Raw genomic sequence first — 17,462 nt, forward strand, 5'->3', positions numbered from 1 at the left:
GCAAGCGGCGTGGCTCACGGTATAATCAGCCCTAACCAATGCGGAAAGATCGCCATGACCCAAGCAGCCCTGCCACTCGCCCAACGCCTTGTTATCAAAGTAGGCTCCAGCCTTGTTACCAATGATGGTAAAGGCCTCGATCATCAGGCTCTGGCCCGCTGGGCCAAAGAGATTGCCGAGTTGGCTCGCCAAGGCAAACAGGTGGTACTGGTATCGTCTGGTGCGGTCGCCGAGGGCGTGGCCCGCCTGGGCTGGAGCAGCAAACCCACCGCCATCCACGAAAAACAAGCGGCCGCAGCGGTGGGCCAGATGGGCCTGTGCCGCGCGTACGAGGCGGCTTTTCAGGCGCATGGCCTCACTTGCGCCCAAGTGCTGCTTACCCACGAAGACCTGGCCGATCGCACCCGCTATCTGAATGCTCGGTCAACCTTGCTGACCTTATTGCAGCTGGGCGTGATTCCGATCATTAATGAAAACGATACCGTGGTCACCGCGGAAATTAAATTTGGCGACAACGACACTTTGGGTGCATTAGTAACCAATCTGATTGAGGGCGATGCGCTGGTCATCCTGACCGACCAGCAAGGCCTATTCACCGCCGACCCGCGCAAAGACACAGCGGCCCAGCTGGTGCAATTTGCCACCGCCGGCGATGAAAGCCTGGAAGCAATGGCCGGTGGCGCCGGCTCTAGCGTCGGCACCGGCGGCATGTACACCAAAGTGATCGCCGCCAAACGCGCCGCGCGCAGTGGCGCAGCCACCATCATTGCCTGCGGCCGCGAAGCCGATGTCTTAACCCGCCTGGCCAAAGGCGAAGCCATTGGCACCCAGCTTACCGCGCACACCACCCCATTGCATGCCAAAAAGCAGTGGATTGCCGATCACCTCCAGCTCAAAGGCCGCGTAACGCTGGATGCCGGTGCAGTACGGGCGCTGAAACAAGGTGGCTCAAGCCTGCTGCCGATCGGGGTGATCGCCGTGGACGGCGAATTTTTGCGCGGCGAGGTCGTGAGCTGCGTTGATGCCAGCGGGCAAGAAATCGCCCGCGGTCTGATCAATTACAGCTCGCAGGAAACCAGCCGTATTCTGCGCAGCCCCACCGGCCAAATCGAAGCCAAGCTGGGCTACATTGATGAAGCCGAGCTGATTCACCGCGACAATCTGGTAATTTCCTAAGGTATTGCCCGCCAAGCCTTAATCAGCAAGCTTTACACATTAATACAAGGGTGAGGTATGCAAGATCCGGCGCAATTGGCCCAGCTGGCCCGCAGTGCAGCGCAACGCAATGACTGGGCCGCCGCCGAACAGCTGATGGCGCAAGCCCTAGCGCTCGCGCCGCAGGTGGCGCCGCTGCACCTCAATTACGGCAACATCCTCAAACAATTGGGCCGGCTCGATGCCGCCCGCAGTGCCTACGAGCACGCCCTGTACTGGCAGCCGGATTGGGCCGATGCGCATTACAATCTGGGCAATCTGGCACTCACCCAGCACGACCAACTTGCCGCGGCCGAGCATTATCGCGCGGCAATCCGCAGCCAGCCCGACTATCTGCCGGCACATTACAGTCTGGGCACCATCCTGACCAATCTGGGTCAGCTACGCCCCGCCCACCAGCATTTTGCTACCGTGCTGCAGCGCGAACCGCAGCATCTGGATTCACTACACAATCTGGGCCGGCTGTATCGCCGCGAAGGGCGGCTGGAGGAGGCGCGCGCCTGCTACAAGCAAGTGCTGCAACTGGCGCCCGAGCACGCGCTGGCTCGTTACAGCTTGGGCACCCTTGATTTGCTGGAAGGCCACTGGGCAGCCGGCTGGCAAGGCTATGAGGCCCGCTGGGCGGCGCTGGGCAAGGCGTATCCGGCGACGCCGCTGCCATGCTGGCGGGGCGAAGCGGTAGCGTCCGAGGCGAAGCTCTTGGTGATTGGCGAGCAGGGCTATGGCGATATGCTGCAATTTGCCCGTTTCTTGCCGCAGCTATGCACGCGCTTTACGCAAGTGACCGTCTTAGTCCCCGCAGCGTTGCAGCGCTTGTTGCAGCAAAGCTTTCCGCAACTGGAAATCGTGAGCGAGCTGGCTAGCCACGCGGGCTTTACTCACCATATTCCGTATATGAGCCTAGCTGGCGCTTTGCAGATTAGCGAAGCCGATCTGAGCAGCGAAGCTTACTTGCAGGTTGATTCAGCCGAGGCAGCCCAGTGGCAAGCGCAATTACCGCCGGGGCGCAAAATTGGGCTGGCCTGGCAGGGCAACCCCCAGCAAGTAGACAATGGCTGGCGCAGCATTGCGCTGAGCCAGCTAGCCCCCGTGCTAGCTCAGCCCGGTATTCAGTGGTGCAGCCTACAACATGGCCAAGCGGCGCCAGCGCCACTGCGGAACGACATGCAACACTGCCCCGATTTTGCCGCCACCGCGGCCTATCTGCAGCAGCTGGATTTGGTGATTACCGTCTGCACCTCGGTTGCCCACCTCGCCGGCGCCCTTGGCCGCCCCACGCTGCTACTCTCGCGCTTTGACGCCGACTGGCGCTGGCAAGCACAGCGCAGCGACAGCCCTTGGTATCGCTCGATGCAGATTATCCGCCAGCCGCAATTGGGGGACTGGGCGGCGGTGGTCGAACAAGTGAGACAAGGGCTAGCAGCAAAGGTATAAAAAACGCCGCTGAGTGCGGCGTGGTATTTAATCTAGGGTCTCTAGAGTGCGCTCAGGCACCGGGAAGTCAAAGCGGCGTTTGATCAGATCGGGGTTGTACGACTCTAGGAAAAAGCAAAAACGATCCGTCAGCGCATACTGCCACTGATTAAATCCACGCGTAATCTGCTTCCAGTTCACGGTTTTACCTACCGTCCAGGTTTGGTCAGGTTTGCCCCAAGCATAGGCACGGTACTGCCCAGAATTGCAGTGCATCCCCTCGTAAATAACGCTTTTACTAGCGCCACTACCCGGCACAACCGCCACCACATACCGCACCACCTCATCGGCGCCGGGGGTCACTGAATCGAGCGCCAGATAGTATTTGCTGGATTTATTGCGCTCAGGAAAGCTAAATTCCTGCCATTTCTTCAGCTCGTTTAACTTAGGCGGCTGAATCAGGGCATTATCTTCTGCGGGAATTTCGGGTGGTTGATCAGAAAACCAATCCCAGAAATCGGCTTTACCACCTGTCCGTGGATCACGATTCGCGCCATTGGGGCTATTGGGCCCAGCCCAGCTGAGCACCGAGATACTGAAAATAATCGCCAGAGTACATACTGAGCGCATCAAGATGATCCTTGTGTAGGCGACCGCTGGCCGCCGATTAATGCTCGATCCGCACAATGCGCACCGCTTCTCCTTCGTGTTCGCTATACCAAGCCGGCTGCAGCGTCACGTGGTCGATATGATATTGGCTCTCCAGCATCTCGTTCAACTGTAAAATCATCCGCGGCCAATCGGCGGGCTCGGCGATGATCAGATGGGCCGAAAGCGCATTACGCTTACCGCCGATATTCCAGACATGCAAATCATGGACTTCGCTGATGCCCGGCGTGGCTAGGATGGTGCGGGCCACGGCTTCTAAATCAACACCATCCGGTACGCCATCCATCAACAAATGCGTCGATTTACTGAGCAAGGCCCAGGTCGAGCGCAGAATCAGCAAGGACACTGCAATCGAGAGGATCGGGTCGATCGGCTGCCAGTTGGTAAAATAAATCACCGCCCCAGCCGCAATCGCCGCGACCGAGCCGAGCAAATCACCCAAGACATGAATCAGCGCGGCGCGGCTATTGAGATTGTCGTGATCATGCGAAAGCTGCCATGCGGAAATCACATTCACCAGCAAGCCGATCACCGCGATCACCATGACCCCCATGCCATTGACCGGCGCCGGATGCAGTAAGCGCTGCACCGCCTCGACCATAATCCACACCACCAGCGCAATCATGGTCAGGCTATTGATCAGTGCGCCAATCAGCTCGGCGCGCGCATAACCATACGATTTGGCCTGATTGGCCGGGCGTTGGCCAATCAGATTGGCGATCAGCGCCAACAGCAGCGCGGCGCTGTCGGTCATCATGTGGCCGGCGTCGGAAATCAGCGCCAATGAATGCGCCCACCAGCCCCCAATCAGCTCGACAAAGGCAAAGCCGAAGGTCACCACCAGTGCAATCAGTAGGCGTTTTTGCGAGCTGGGCACGCCATGATCATGATGATGGTGGCTGTGATCGTGGTGATGATCGTGGCAGGCATTGTGGCCACCGGGGCGATCGTGTGGATGCTGATGCAAAACACCATCGGGATATTTCTTCGCCGTATGAGGGGTATAGTTCGCCATGCGCTATTCCATAATCCATTTAGCGACATACCTATGCAGGTATATCTAAACAGGCCACCCGCAGTAGTGCGAGGACTTGGCTACAGTAGCATAGCTGGGCGTGCACCGGGCTGCGCCAGCGCAAAGCGCCACCAATCACTGGCTAGCGCCCAAGAAAAACGGCATCAAGCTGAGCTTGATGCCGTTGGTGTATCGCTAGGTCAATCAGCCTGACTTAGCAGGTTTCTGGCGTACAAAATGCTGCGCTCGGTGCGACCGCCGCAGGCGTCAGCATAGCTAAGGCGCTCAAGGCCTGAGCAAACGCCGCCGGCTGGCCCAGGAACGGCCCGATATCGAGGACTTGGAATCGACCTTCCCGCTCCAGCAATAGCGAAGGAAAACCGCGCAAGCCATGCTGCTGCATCAGCTGTTGCGTAGCGCGATAATGCGCCTCCACATCGCCAGCCAGCTCAGTCATGGCCGCGCTAAAGGCCACACTATCCAGACCCAGCGCCGTTGCGTGTTGCAACAAGACCGTGCCTTCGGCGATCCGCTCGCCTGCGGCATAGTGAGCGCTTTGCAAGCGGGCCAGCATCGCCCGCCCCAAGCCGGCCAGCTGCTCGGCCGCCAATATCGCCAAGGTAGGCGGCGTGGAATCAAACACCGCGCTGCTATCGCATAGCAAGCCATCAAAATACGCCGCGCCAAAAGGCTGGCCGGTCAGCTCGGCAATCCGCCGATCATGCGGAATCACATAATCGCGCAAGGCCAGGCTCACACTTTGCCGATTTGCACCGGCCATCATGCCGCCCGGGTGTAACACGAGCTGCACTGTAGGCAAAGCGGCAGCGGCTTCGATCAGCGGGGCGGCGGCATAACACCAGCCACACAGCGGATCAAACACATAATGCAGCGTGAGTTGTGGGCTTACCATTGCATTTCACCTTTGTTTACTTTGGCGCCAATCTCCAGCGCGATCCCCAAGCCGGCATCTGGATAAGCTTTTTTCATTGCCTCAATCAGTGCGGTGCCGTTGGCCGCTTGCGGCAATTGTTGCTCGAATGTTTGCAGGTAAGCCTTGGTGTAATCGATGGCGCTGATATCCATTTTCGCACCCGCCTGCATATGCCCTGGCACGACCACAGTCGGTTTCAGTGCAGCCATTTCATCCAATTGGGCAACCCAAGCTTTGCGCTCGGCAGCCGATTGCGTGTCGGCAGTCCACACGTGCAGGCCATTGAGCACACCCACATTGCCAGCAATGGCTTTGATGGCCGGAATCCACACATACGGCCGGTGCGCCAGCGCACCAGTAGTACCGCGAATCTCGACCGCTTGGCCATCAACGCGCAAAGTGGTGGTGTTTAGCGCTTCAGGTACCACCGGTTGTACCGGGGCATTGGCCCCCATTTTCGGGCCCCAGAAAGCCACTTTGGCGGGCAATTTGGCCTTGATCTTGGCCAATACGGCTGGCGTCGCCACCACTTTGGCCTGTGGGAAGAATTGTTTCAGCGTTTCCACGCCGAAGTAGTAATCCGGGTCAGCTTGGCTCACCAGAATGGTGGTCAGGGTTTTGCCGCTATCGAGCACATTGGCGGCAATTCGCAGTGCATCGGCCTTGGTAAAACCGGCATCGATCACCAGCGCTTCTTTCTGGCCGTACACGAGGGTGGAATTCACATGAAAGCTCGCGCCATCAGCGTTATACACTTTCAATTGCAACGGCGCCGTTTCGGCTTGGGCCGCGCCAAAGGCCAAGAGAAAAGAAGCGGCGAGTAAAGTTTGACGTACCATGGTGCAATCTCCTTGCATTTCGTTCGTGATTGAATGGTCGCCAGTTTAGTTGCATGAGCTGCGCAGATAAATCGGCTAAACTGCGCAATATTGTTGCAAAAATCGATCAGATAGCGAACCAAGATGGACCGACTCACCGCAATGAAAGTGTTCTGCGAAGTAGCCGCCAGCGGCAGCTTTAGCGCCACGGCCGACAAGCTGGATATGTCGCGCGCCATGGTGACCCGCTACATCGCCGAGCTGGAAAACTGGCTCGATGCGCGCTTATTGCAACGCACGACCCGCAAAGTCACCCTCACCGATGCGGGCGAAAGCTGCCTGCGCCGCAGCCAGCAAATGCTGGCACTGATGGGGGATATCGAAGAAGAAACTGCCCGCCATGACGGCGAATTGCGCGGCCAGCTGCGACTAACCAGCAGTATGTCGTTTGGCTTTGCGCACCTAGCCGCTGCCCTCAGTGATTTTCTGCAGCAACACCCGCAACTGAAAATCGATCTGAATGTCAGCGACCGCACCGTCAATCTGGTTGAAGAGCGCATCGATCTGGCGATCCGCATTAGCAGCGAGCCCGATCCATTGCTGATCGCCAAACCCCTCGCTAGCTGTCCATCTGTCTTGGTTGCCGCACCGGGGTATCTGCTTGCACACGGCACACCTACTGAGCCTGCAGCCCTTACCCACCACCGGTGTCTGAGCTACGCCAATTTTGGCAAAAGCCGCTGGCAGTTTCAGCGCGGCGAGGAGCAGCAAAGTGTGAACGTCAGTAGCCGCCTCAGCGCCAACGAAGCCACAGTGCTGCTGCATGCGGCCCTGGCCGGTGGCGGCATTGCCTTGCAGCCCACGTATCTGGCGCAGCCCTATCTGGCGACGGGCCAGCTGCAAGCGGTGTTACCCGATTGGGCCGTGCCGGCAATGACGATTTACGCGCTCTACCCTTCCCGCCGACATTTATCGCCCGCAGTGCGGGCTTTACTGGATTTTTTGCATGCGCGTTTTCAGGCGCAACCGTGGTAAATGACAAATGGGTCAATTAGCTTGCCCATACAGCGAATCCGCAATCGCCGCCCGCGCAAAATTGCCACAAGCTAGCAATCAGACCCGCCGACCAGCCTAATCCTGGTCTATGCTGTGAGGTAGATTCTCTGCACCTGCCGCGCTCAAAAATGCGGCCTACTCGGGAGTGTGTCAGCAATGCCGATCAAGTCCAAACTTCTCCTCGCCTCGCTGTCTGTCAGTGTTCTGGGCATTATCCTGGCCTGCTGGGCCGTTGCCGGCTGGGGCTGGTCAGGCTGGAGCGCGGTGGCAGTCTTTGGCGTGGCGGTCGTGGTGCTGCAAGGGGCGCTGGCCCATTGGGTGCTCAAACCGATGCAAGTGCTGCTCGATTCGATGGCTCATCTCTCGGAAGGCGGTGGCGATCTGAATAAACGCATTCCGGTACACAGCGAAGATGAGCTCGGCGAAGCCGCCCGCGGCTTTAATGAATTTGCTACTGCTTTGCAAAACACCTTCCGCGAAGTGCAGCGCGATATGGAAGGCTTGTCACTGGGCTTAAAAGAAATCACTGCAGTCACCGGCCAATTGGTGAAAGACAGCCACACGCAGGCTGATTTTGTCGCCGCTTCGGCTGCGGCGGTAGAAGAAATCACCGTTAGCATTACCCATATTGCCGATAGCGCCAACGAAGTGGATGAAGTGGTCGCCGAAACCCAGATGATTTCGGTCGATGGCGCACACACCGTACACAGTGTCTCAGATGAAGTCGCCAAAATGCAGTCGTCAATCAGCTCGCTGAGCACCGCCATGGCCGATCTGGGGCAGCGCTCAAAAGAAATCGGCGGCATCGTGAGCGTGATTAAAGACATCGCGGAGCAAACCAATCTGCTCGCGCTGAACGCCGCCATCGAAGCGGCCCGTGCTGGCGAACAAGGCCGCGGCTTTGCCGTGGTGGCTGACGAAGTCCGCAAACTGGCCGAGCGCAGCGCCAAAGCCACCGTAGAGATCACCGAACGGATTAGCTCGGTGGCTAAAGATACCGATGCTGCACTGAAAAACATGGATCAGGCCGCCAGCGGTGTACGCAATAGCGTTGATCGCGCGCAGGAAGCCAGTAATCTGATGCACGATATCGGCAACCGGATGCAAAACGTCGTGGAAGTGGTGCGCAGTATTGCCGACGCCACCCGCGAGCAAACGGCCGCCAGCACCACAATGGCGCAGTCATCCGAACAAATCAACGCCATGACCCAGTCTTCCGACTCAGCGCTGCAGCAAACCAAACGCGCGCTGGAAACCCTGGATAATCGCGCCCGCGAATTAATGGCGTCAGTGGGCAAATTCAAACTAGAAGACATCTCGGTACTGCATGGCTGGTTTGCTGCCAGCGGCTTTCGGGCGGTTGCCGATATCAAAGCGCGGTTAAATAAAATTGGCCACCACTGGAGTGACAATCATAGCGGGAAAGATGTCCCCGGCATGCTGAAAAAAGCCGTCGAGGAAGGAAAACTTCCTACTGCGGCCGCGATTGGCGGGGTAAAAATCCAAGCGTGGGCAGGTAAAGGCATTCTGGCCAATCTGGACGAGCTGGCCGCGCGTCAGCGCTGGAATCAAATTTTACCGCGGGTGCTGGATGATCAGATGCACGGCGATGGCCATTATTGTGCGGTGCCACTGGGGGTCGCCCGGGTGAACGTGATTTGGGCCAATGTCGGCTTGCTGCGCCGGGTGGGCGTGAGCCAACCGCCACGCAGCTGGGAAGAATTCATCAGCCTATGTGAAAAACTGCAGGCGGCCGGCATCACTCCGATCGCGCACAGTGAGGTGAAATGGCAAGTAGCGACGCTGTTTGAAGCAGTAGCACTGGGGATGGGCGGAGCTAAATACTATAACGATGCCTTCAGCCGGCTCGACCCGGCCACCTTGAGTGGCCAGCAAACGATTCAGGCGCTGGAATTATTCCGGCGGATCAAACCCTTCTGTAGCGAAGACCCGGTAGGCCGCGACTGGAATCTGGTTTCTGCCGACATCATCAATGCTCGCGCCGCAATGCAGCTGATGGGGGATTGGGTCAAAGGTGAATTCGACACCGCCGGCAAGCAGGCGGGCACCGATTATTATTTCTGGCCCGCGCCCAACCAGGCTGGTGAGTACAGCTTTGCCGCGGACACCCTCACCATGTTCCGGCAAGATGATCCGGCCCGCGCAATTGCCCAGCGTGACTTTGCCGAGCTGTTGATGAGCCCGGAATGCCAGATCGCATACAACCATCACAAAGGCTCAATCCCCGCCCGTACCGACATCGATCGCAATCAGCTCGATGCCTACGGCAAAGCCTCGGCGAACGACTTTGCCGATGCGGCGCAGAAAAATACCCTGGTGCCATCATGGGCCCACAATATGGCAGTACAAGATGATCTGAAAAAGGCCTGGATCGAAGTGGTGTACGAATTCTGGAATTCGCCCACCATGACCGCCGCTGCCGCGGCCAGCAAACTGGTGGCCGTTGTACGCCGCTAAACGCTGATTGCAGAAATGAGTCACCCAACCAAGCCACAGCTACTGCTGTGGCTTGGTTATTTAGGGCTTTTTGGGTAGCCACTGGATAACGCTGATGGCGTCTTCCAGCTGGCGCAGCCGACTCTGGCGGCGCGTCAATTCGGCCTGTAGTGCGGCCAACAGAACGACGGCACGAAAAGGTTTGCCTGCTTGGCTCGCCAACGCCCGTGCCACCATCTGGGCATCAACTTCCAGTAGGCGGGTAGCCTCGGGCAAGCTCACCGCCTTGGCCGAGCTGGGGCGGCGACTTACAAAGCTAATCGCGTAAGCCTGCTCATTCAGCAATACGACAAATTGCTCGTTGTGCGGGCCTAACTCCCTACGCAGGGTTTCTAGCTCGGTAATCTCGGTGCGGATCTGGGCAGCCAATGGCATGGGGCACTCCTATGTTGCCGCGATTAAAGTCAATTCGCCCCGCTGGGTCAAGACGGCAGTACGGCTTTTGGGGGCTACCGCGGCGAACAACGCTACCCTTTATCTCACGCCAGCATAATTTTACTTTTTGCATCAGCAGCTTGTAACTATAAACAAGGCATGCCAAATCCATATTCACGCCTACTGCTCAGTTGCTTGCTGTGCGGCCTCTGCTGGGGTTCGTCGGTCTATGCCGAACAACCGCTAGTGGTGCGCTTTGCGCCCGAAAAAGACTACGGGCCATTTATCTATGCGGATCAACATGGCGCCATTCGGGGTTTATCGGCCGAAATGCTCAATGCCCTGCTCCCGTATGCCGGCCTAGAGATTCAGTATTTACCGGCCCAACCGCTGGCCAGTATTTTGCAGCAAGTACAGCAGCAACAAGCTGACCTGGTTTCATCATTGCGCCCCACCCCTGAACGCGGCCGTTATCTTGGCTTTACCAGCCCGTATGTGGCGGTTCCCGCGGTATTGGTAACGCCCGCCAGCCATAGCGATGCCAATTTGCAGGCATTAGCGGGCCAGATTGTGGCCGTGGGTCAAGGCTATGCAGTAGAAGACTATGTCCGTCGCCTCTATCCACAGGTAATCTGGCATAGCGTAGAAAATGACCAACAGGCGCTACAGCTCCTCAACGAAAGGAAAGTCAGTGGTGTGGTTGCAGATCTGGCCAGTGTGCTGTTTATCCAGCGCCAATTTAGTCAAACGGCGTGGCATATTGGAGGCTCAATTGGTTTTCAATATGAATTAGCCTTTGCCTATCGGAAAGACCGTCCTGAAATCGGCGAGCGCCTTAATCACGCGCTGCGGCAATTACCCAACACCGAGCGCGAAGCCATCTTGCAGCGCTGGCTCACCGCCCATGATTTAAGCGCCCCGACCCCTTTGCAAGAGCGTCTGTTATTGCTGGGAGTCATGCTCCTTGCGGCGGCAGGCCTGATCATCACCATTTTGCTGCTCAGGCCGCGCCATGCCCAACTCTAAACGCACTCCAGCGCAGTTGTGGTCAGCACAAGCCAAGCTGATGCTCGGCTATTTTTTACTGGCCTATCTGTCCATCCAGCTATTTCGGCATGGCACTAGCATTGCGGTGATCTGGTTTGCCAATGGATGGGCGATTATCGGGCTGGCTGACCTGCCCTATCGCAATTGGCCACGCATGCTGGCCGCCATCTTAATCAGCCTCTTGGCCGCCAATCTCGCCTCGGGCGATCTGCTCGCCACCGCCATTCAGTATGTGCCCGGCAATATGGCCGAGATTTTGCTCGGGGCATGGCTTGTGCGGCGGCAACGGCTGCGAACCGGGTTTTATTACTCGGTAACCGGTGTGCTGCGCTTAATGTATCAGGCGGTATTTCTACCGGTGCTGTGCGGCGCCTTGATGTCTGCGCTGGTGTTCTGGCTGCAAGGTCAATCGGTCGGGCATCTGCTGCTGCATTGGGTGGAGGGCAGCATCATTGGCGGCGTAGCCATGGTGCCGCTCTGGTACTGGATCAGCCAGCATGGCCTGCTCGCCCTGATTGCCCGCGTGTGGCGCCTAGAGTATTTTGCCCATCTGCTGCTAACGATCGGCATCGCGATACTCGCGCCGTTAAGCATTCCATTTCCATTTATTTATGTCAGCTTACCGCTGTTTCTGATTGCCTATCGGCACGGGCTGGCGGGCAGTGTGTTGGCCAATGCACTGGTAGCACTGACGATCAGCACCGAAATCAGTTTTGGCCTGCTACTACCGCCAGCTACAGTTTACAACTGGGGCTTATCGCTGCTCTACATCCCGGTATTGGCCACGCTGATTCCACCGTTGCTACTGGCCATTGCCCTGGATATGCATAAGGCTGCGGGTGATGCCCTGCAGCTGAGCGAACAGCGCTATCGCTCGCTGTACCAGAACACGCCGGCCATGCTGTTTTCATGCAGCGCAGAAGGCGAGATCAGCAGCGTGAATCAGCTCTGGCTGGAGCGTATGCATTACACCGCGAAAGAAACCATCGGCCGCCCGGCCACCGATTTTCTTACCCCGCTCGCGCTCAGTATCTGGCGCCAAAATCTGTGGCCGCGCTTGCTGGAAACCGGCCAGTGCCAGAATGAACATCTGCAACTATTGAGCCGGCAAGGCGAAGTCATCGAAGTGCTGATGTCTGCCGCGCTAGAGCGCAATCGCCGGCATGAAATCACTCGGGTGTTGGTGGTGCAGCTCGACATCACCGCCAAGCTCAAAGCCGAACATCTGGCTTATCACGACACCCTCACCAATCTGCCCAACCGGCAATTGTTTAATGATCGCCTCAGCCAAGCTTGCCAGCAGGGCTTGCGCCATCACACCCCATTTGCGGTGGCCTTTGTTGATCTGGATCGCTTTAAAGCCGTGAATGATCAGCACGGCCATAAAGTTGGCGACTTGCTGCTGATCGAAGTGGCCAAACGTCTGCAGCTGGCCACTCGCAGCACCGACACGGTGAGCCGGCTGGGTGGAGATGAATTTGTGCTGCTGCTCAGCGGGGTGACGCAAGGTGAAGAAGCCCAGCAGTTGGCCGAGAAAATCGTCACCTCGCTGGCCGAGCCCTTTCACTTGGCCGGCCACACCTTAGCGATCTCGGCAAGCTTGGGGCTGAGCTTCTTTCCACATCATGGGCAAGACCCAGCAACCCTATTGCGCCTTGCTGATGAGGCGATGTATATCGCCAAAGGCAATGGCAAGAATGGTTTTCACTGCCATACCCAGCATGGGTATGGCCCGAGCTAGCTTTTAGGCCTGCGCGCGGGTGGCCAACCAGGCCAAGATCCCTTTGGCGGCCTGTCGCCCAGTGGCGAAACACGCGGTGAGCAAATACCCCCCGGTCGGCGCTTCCCAATCGATCATTTCCCCAGCCACAAAAACGCCCGGGCAGGCTTGCAGCATCAGGCCGGCATCCAGCGCCTCCCAGCGTACACCACCAGCCGAGCTAATCGCCTCATCCAATGGCCGTGGCGTGCGAATCGGAATCGGCAAAGATTTAATCGCTGCGGCCAGTGCCGGCCAGTCTTGCAGCTGAGGCTTGCTTAACAGCTCATGCAAGAGCGCGGTTTTTACGCCTTCCAGTTTCAATTTGCGCCGCAAATGATTGGCCAGCGAATCGGCACCGCGTGGCTGCTGCAAAGCCGCCAAAATCTGTGCCTCGCTGCGCTGCGGCAACAAATCAACATACAAATGCACCGGCTGGCTAGGTTCCGCCAAGAGCTGCTCGCGCAACTCGCGCGATAGCGCATACACCAGACTGCCCTCAACACCGCCAGCCGTCAGTACAAATTCGCCGGCCCTTTTTACTGCGCTGGGGCTCGTGGCGGCCGCCACGGCTTTCAAAGGCGCGCCGGCGTATTTGTCGGCCAGATAGCTGGACCAGCCCACATCAAAGCCACAGTTGGCCGGCTGTAATGGCGCCACCGCGACACCCTGAGCCGCTAATAGCGGCACCCAGCGACCATCCGAGCCCAGCTTGGCCCAGCTACCGCCGCCTAGCGCCAGCAGCACCGCGCTAAAGCGCCGGGTGATTTCACCCTCGGGCGTAGCCAGCCGCAATTCGCCCGCCGGCGTCCAGCCCAGCCAGCGATGGCGTACATGCAAGCGCACCCCTTGTGCTTTCAGGCGACTTAGCCAAGCGCGCAGCAACGGCGCGGCTTTCATTTCGGTCGGGAACACCCGCCCCGAGCTCCCCACAAAAGTGTCGATACCCAGCCCATGCACCCATTCGCGGACGGCCTGGCCATCAAATTGCCGCACCATCTCAGCCAATGGTGCCGACCCCGCACCATAGCGCTGGATGAATTCTGCGCACGGCTCGGCATGGGTGATATTCATCCCGCCCACGCCGGCCAGCAAGAATTTGCGCCCCACCGAAGGCATGGCATCAAAGACTTCGACCGCGACCCCGGCTTGCGCCAAAACCTCGGCGGCCATCAGCCCCGCTGGGCCGCCACCGATAATGCCCACCACGGGCGCTGCTGTTTGCATAGATTGTGCTGGCCTGCGGCCAGCCCTGTGAATTGAAGTTCGAGAAACCGATTATGGCGCGGGCGCGGCCAATTCGCGCTGAATTTTCCACTGGCCATGCTCACGCACCAGCCAGAGGGTTTTGCGATTGCGCTCACGCAGCAAATTAGAGCGATAGTCCTGCACAAAGCGCACTTCGGCGGTATCCAGCTGCTGCGCTACGATCTCAACCTCGCGCAGGCGGATCTGCACAAACTCGCCCGCTAACACGCGCTGCTCGCGCTGGGCGCGCCATTGCGCCAGCGTTAAGCCGCCCTCCGGGGTGAAGGTATCCGCATAGCTGGCCAGATAAGGTTTAAGCAGTTGCTGCTGCCAAGCGCTAGACCACTGCTCCAGCAGCGCATCGATGGCTTTGGCCGATTGCGAGCGCAGCAAAGTGGGGCTCTCCGCCGCCCATACGGCCGACGGCAGACTGATCAGCAGCGCGCTGCTGCAGGCTAGGAATAACTTACCCATGTGGGGTCCTTTCACGCGTACGGCCTGCGTGTTTGCACCACCAACACCGGTACGACAATCTAATTGACTCATTGTGCAGTCTGGCCACGACGGCCAGAGCACACCCTACTTTTGCAACTCGCTACACAGAAATTGCGCTTAGTAATGCGGCGGAATCTCGTCGAATAAGCTGCGCGGCGCGGCGGCTTCCGCCGGGGCCTGGTTTTCCTGCAACAGGCGCACGGCCGCCACCAGCTGATCAATCTGCCGCTGCTGCTGGGCCACCAGCTTGTTCAGCTCATCCAGTAAATCGTCTTGCAAGGCGAGACGGATTTCCAACTCGGTGAGGCGTTCTTCCATCTTGGATTCTCCTGCATTGCATCGATTAGGCGCCTGTGCACAGGCAGGCGCATTGTAAGCCAAGTCGCGGGGCGGCGACTACCGCCGGGCATCTTGGCACATTACTCTGCCAGGGTATCTTCCCAGAAGCATTACTAATTAACACATACCGAGCAATACCCATAGAGAAACCCCGACCAATGGTCGGGGTTGCTCGGCCCAGACTCACCTACCCGCTTATTGTGGCAGTGAGATTGTCACGCGATCCAGCGCCGGCACCGGCAGATTCGGGTTGGCTTTGAGGTAGCTTTCCATTGCATCGATGTCTTGCGCGCCGCCCAAGATATTGGTGCCCTTGGTTAACACAGTGAAGTTATCACCGCCACCCGCGAGGAAGTTATTCACCGTAATCCGGTAGCTGGCAGCAGTATCGATCTGCACCCCATTAAGCTTCACGCTATTGCGCAGCACGCGCTGACCAGCGGCGCGGCCTTTATCGTAGCTGTAGCTAAAGCCATTCGATACGAGCAAAACACGGTCAAACGGCTGGTTGTTGGTGTAACCCACAAACTGCTGCTCCAGCAATTCGATCAGATCAGCCCCAGTCACCGTCATCGACACCAAGGTATTGCCAAACGGTTGCACGGTAAACAGCTGCCCATAAGTCACCGAGCCATCCTTCGCTGGCGTCAGATCGGCACGCACACCACCCGGATTCATAAAGGCGATTTGCGCGGCGCCCAGCTTAGCATCTTTGGTCGCGGCCAATTGCGAATCGGCAATCACATTGCCCAGTGCGCTTTCGCCTGCTTTATTGGCAGATTTGCTCAGTGGGCCGGCCACGGTACCGGTGATGCGGTCTTCCAGCGGTTTAATCAGCGCTTCGTACTTGCTCACCAAGGTGCTCAAGATGCCGTCTTTCGCCACATCATTGGTCACCCACAGGTTTTTCGCGCCAGATTTCACCACATCGCGGGTTTTCGGATCGAGCTGCAGATCAATCTCGGACACCACACGGCCATATTGGCTGGCACTGGTCACCAGTTTGCCATTGATCTGGCAGTTATAGGCTTGGTGGGTATGGCCAGAAATCACCGCATCCACAGCTGGGTCAAGCCGCTTGACGATATCAACAATCGCGCCCGACACGCCTTTACATTCATTCAGGCCGCCGGTTTGCGTGCCGCCTTCATGCACCAGCACCACAATTGCTTCGATACCGTCTTTTTTCAGCGTTGGCACCAGCGCATTGACGGTATCGGCTTCATCTTTAAAGCTCAGCCCTTGCACGCCGGTTGGGGTCACGATGGCCGGGGTGTTTTTCAGCGTCATACCAATGAACGCCACTTTCACACCACCAAAGGTCTTCACCTGATACGCCGGGAACAATGATTTACCGCTGGCATCGTCAATCACATTGGCGGCCAGGAATTTAAACTTAGCGCCTTTAAAGGCACCGGCAGAGCTACAACCATCTTTCGGATGGCAGCCACCGTTTTGCATTCGCAGCAGCTCTTCACGGCCATCATCAAACTCATGATTGCCGACGGCATTCAATTCCAGGCCAATTTCATTCATGGCCTCGATGGTCGGTTCATCATGGAATAGCGCCGAAATCAGCGGGCTGGCACCGATCAGATCGCCGGCCGATACCACGATATTGTTCGGGTTTTTGGCTTTCAGGGTTTTGATCCAGGTGCCCAGATATTCCACCCCGCCCACGGCCACGGCTTTGCTGGCATCCGAGGCATCTACGCCTTTGGCAGAGCCCGGCTTGAGGTTGCCGTGGAAATCGTTAATCGCCAGGATTTTGACGTCGATCGGGCCCGAAGCCACGGCCGCTGGCGTAGCAGTTGGGGCAGGTGTGGCCACTGGATTGTCGGTCGCACCACCGCAGGCAGCGATGGCGACAGGTAATGCAGCTAAAGTCAGCATTTTGTGTAGTTGCATGCTGTTGTCTCCCTATGATGAGGCGACCACAATATGCGATTAGCATGACAAAAATGGGGCGATTCGATGAACTTAAAACGACCGTTTCATGACAAGACCGAGACTTGCTAATACAGGGTATACAGCCACAACCCATGCATTAGCTAGGCCTGATAAAGATACGCCACTAGGTATGCCGAAAACGCGCGATCAACCACAGGGTAATCAGCACAAACAGCAAATTACTACTAGCCGAAAACACCAGCGCCCAGCCTCGGCCATGCGCCAACACCTGCACCAGCGCATAAAAAGTGGCGATCAGCGAAGACAAAGTCCATACCGCCCATGAGCTCAGCGCAATATTGGCACTGGAACGCGAGCGCCAGAGCGTGCGCCATTGCGGCAAATAGGCCAGCAAAGACAGTACGCCCACGCCAGCTTGCAGCACCGTGGCCCCTTCAAGAATTAATTTATTGATGGCCATGCGCCAGCCTAGTTATCCGTTTTATCCTCGAATGACTGCCCCGGGTGCGCGAAGTTCGCCCATGCTCGCCAATTTCCAACAATAAGACAAAGACATAGCGTGCTACCAAGCAAGCCACTGGGTGTTTCACCATCACCACAGCCATTCAGCTCAGGCTTAACCCTGCCGATAAATCAGCTAAGCTAAAGCAA

At 57.7% G+C, this 17,462-nt stretch carries 16 protein-coding genes; 6 read left to right on the forward strand and 10 right to left on the reverse strand.

The genetic code is table 11. The annotated features are described in order from the left end of the window. Positions 1-54: 54 nt before the first annotated feature. Both proB and QV747_RS04325 read left to right on the forward strand, forming a co-directional pair. Entirely contained in the window at positions 55-1,176 is a 1,122-nt protein-coding gene (gene proB / locus QV747_RS04320) for a glutamate 5-kinase (protein ID WP_273429518.1), read from the forward strand. 57 nt (positions 1,177-1,233) lie between these two features. Then, the gene (locus QV747_RS04325) at positions 1,234-2,649 is read left to right on the forward strand and encodes a tetratricopeptide repeat protein (RefSeq protein WP_273429516.1); all 1,416 of its coding nucleotides are present in this window, start codon (positions 1,234-1,236) and stop codon (positions 2,647-2,649) included. A gap of 27 nt (positions 2,650-2,676) precedes the next feature. On the opposite strand, the gene QV747_RS04330 is transcribed toward QV747_RS04325, so the two are convergent. From QV747_RS04330 to QV747_RS04345, 4 genes are all read right to left on the reverse strand, one after another. Next, positions 2,677-3,258 (reverse strand): CNP1-like family protein, encoded by a 582-nt coding sequence (locus tag QV747_RS04330; protein WP_273429513.1) that lies wholly within the window; start codon positions 3,256-3,258, stop codon positions 2,677-2,679. Positions 3,259-3,295: 37 nt separating this feature from the next. Next, on the reverse strand, positions 3,296-4,312 hold the full coding sequence (locus QV747_RS04335; protein ID WP_081986712.1) for a cation diffusion facilitator family transporter: 1,017 nt from the start codon (positions 4,310-4,312) through the stop codon (positions 3,296-3,298). Positions 4,313-4,526: 214 nt separating this feature from the next. After that, the gene (locus QV747_RS04340; protein ID WP_273429510.1) at positions 4,527-5,225 is read right to left on the reverse strand and encodes a DsbA family protein; all 699 of its coding nucleotides are present in this window, start codon (positions 5,223-5,225) and stop codon (positions 4,527-4,529) included. Beyond that, positions 5,219-6,085 (reverse strand): MBL fold metallo-hydrolase, encoded by an 867-nt coding sequence (locus QV747_RS04345; protein ID WP_273429507.1) that lies wholly within the window; start codon positions 6,083-6,085, stop codon positions 5,219-5,221. The genes QV747_RS04340 and QV747_RS04345 overlap by 7 nt, the downstream gene beginning before the upstream one ends. Positions 6,086-6,208: 123 nt before the next feature. Here QV747_RS04345 and QV747_RS04350 point away from each other — a divergent pair, with 123 nt between their 5' ends. Further along, positions 6,209-7,099 carry a LysR family transcriptional regulator gene (locus tag QV747_RS04350; protein ID WP_273429504.1) on the forward strand — a complete coding sequence of 297 codons (891 nt, stop codon included), beginning with the start codon at positions 6,209-6,211 and terminating at the stop codon, positions 7,097-7,099. A gap of 177 nt (positions 7,100-7,276) precedes the next feature. Then, positions 7,277-9,598 (forward strand): extracellular solute-binding protein, encoded by a 2,322-nt coding sequence (locus QV747_RS04355; protein WP_273429502.1) that lies wholly within the window; start codon positions 7,277-7,279, stop codon positions 9,596-9,598. A 60-nt stretch (positions 9,599-9,658) separates the two neighbouring features. On the opposite strand, the gene QV747_RS04360 is transcribed toward QV747_RS04355, so the two are convergent. Next, positions 9,659-10,012, reverse strand: a complete 354-nt coding sequence (locus QV747_RS04360) for a hypothetical protein (RefSeq protein WP_273429499.1) — start codon at positions 10,010-10,012, stop codon at positions 9,659-9,661. A 159-nt stretch (positions 10,013-10,171) separates the two neighbouring features. Between QV747_RS04360 and QV747_RS04365 the strand changes: the two genes are divergently transcribed. Together QV747_RS04365 and QV747_RS04370 are read left to right on the forward strand one after the other, a co-directional pair. Next, entirely contained in the window at positions 10,172-11,038 is an 867-nt protein-coding gene (locus QV747_RS04365) for a transporter substrate-binding domain-containing protein (protein ID WP_273429497.1), read from the forward strand. Next, a complete protein-coding gene (locus tag QV747_RS04370; RefSeq protein WP_273429495.1) occupies positions 11,025-12,800 on the forward strand; it encodes a sensor domain-containing diguanylate cyclase in 1,776 nt (591 codons plus the stop codon). The genes QV747_RS04365 and QV747_RS04370 overlap by 14 nt, the downstream gene beginning before the upstream one ends. A gap of 3 nt (positions 12,801-12,803) precedes the next feature. Here the strand turns inward: QV747_RS04370 and QV747_RS04375 are convergent, their stop codons facing one another. The 5 genes from QV747_RS04375 to QV747_RS04395 all read right to left on the reverse strand — a co-directional run bounded on the left by QV747_RS04375 (position 12,804) and on the right by QV747_RS04395 (position 17,271). Further along, positions 12,804-14,045, reverse strand: a complete 1,242-nt coding sequence (locus tag QV747_RS04375) for a TIGR03862 family flavoprotein (RefSeq protein WP_273429493.1) — start codon at positions 14,043-14,045, stop codon at positions 12,804-12,806. Positions 14,046-14,096: 51 nt separating this feature from the next. Further along, complete coding sequence (locus QV747_RS04380; RefSeq protein ID WP_273429491.1) at positions 14,097-14,540, reverse strand: hypothetical protein; 444 nt, start codon at positions 14,538-14,540, stop codon at positions 14,097-14,099. A gap of 138 nt (positions 14,541-14,678) precedes the next feature. Further along, the gene (locus tag QV747_RS04385) at positions 14,679-14,879 is read right to left on the reverse strand and encodes a SlyX family protein (protein WP_028450501.1); all 201 of its coding nucleotides are present in this window, start codon (positions 14,877-14,879) and stop codon (positions 14,679-14,681) included. Positions 14,880-15,095: 216 nt separating this feature from the next. Beyond that, positions 15,096-16,808, reverse strand: a complete 1,713-nt coding sequence (locus QV747_RS04390) for a bifunctional UDP-sugar hydrolase/5'-nucleotidase (protein WP_288791476.1) — start codon at positions 16,806-16,808, stop codon at positions 15,096-15,098. A gap of 166 nt (positions 16,809-16,974) precedes the next feature. Next, positions 16,975-17,271 carry a PQ-loop domain-containing transporter gene (locus QV747_RS04395; RefSeq protein WP_028450503.1) on the reverse strand — a complete coding sequence of 99 codons (297 nt, stop codon included), beginning with the start codon at positions 17,269-17,271 and terminating at the stop codon, positions 16,975-16,977. Between the last annotated feature and the right edge of the window lie 191 nt (positions 17,272-17,462).

Origin of the sequence: uncultured Chitinibacter sp., assembly GCF_945957625.1 — a bacterium.
Classification (GTDB): domain Bacteria; phylum Pseudomonadota; class Gammaproteobacteria; order Burkholderiales; family Chitinibacteraceae; genus Chitinibacter; species Chitinibacter tainanensis.